Genomic DNA, 280 nt, shown 5'->3' with positions numbered 1-280 from the left:
GGGCCGCCGCGAAGAACGCCAACCAGCAGGTCGCGGGCCGGCTCACCATCCTGCTCGCGAGCCACCTGGGCCGCGGCCCCGACGCGTCCCTGCACCGCACGGTCCTGGTGGCGGTGGAGGCGGCGGACGCGCTGCTCCAGCTGGCGTTCCGGACGGATGGGGCGGGGGATGCGGGGATCGTGGCGGAGACGCGGACGCTGTTGCGCGCGTATCTCGCTGGGGCGCTCGATTGAGCCCGGTGCGTTTGGTTGCGCTTACTGATTGTCCTCAATCGCCGGAC

The 280-nt window shown here is 72.1% G+C and carries 1 pseudogene; it reads left to right on the top strand.

Annotated features, from left to right (window positions below):
* Window positions 1–233, top strand: a pseudogene (locus tag GT042_RS18965) (TetR/AcrR family transcriptional regulator); the annotation flags it as partial.
* Window positions 234–280: the final 47 nt, after the last annotated feature.

The sequence above is a fragment of the Streptomyces sp. SID3212 genome (assembly GCF_009865405.1).
Classification (GTDB): domain Bacteria; phylum Actinomycetota; class Actinomycetes; order Streptomycetales; family Streptomycetaceae; genus Streptomyces.
The sequence above is the reverse complement of the archived record's forward strand: the minus strand, read 5'-3'. Positions and strand labels throughout refer to the sequence as shown.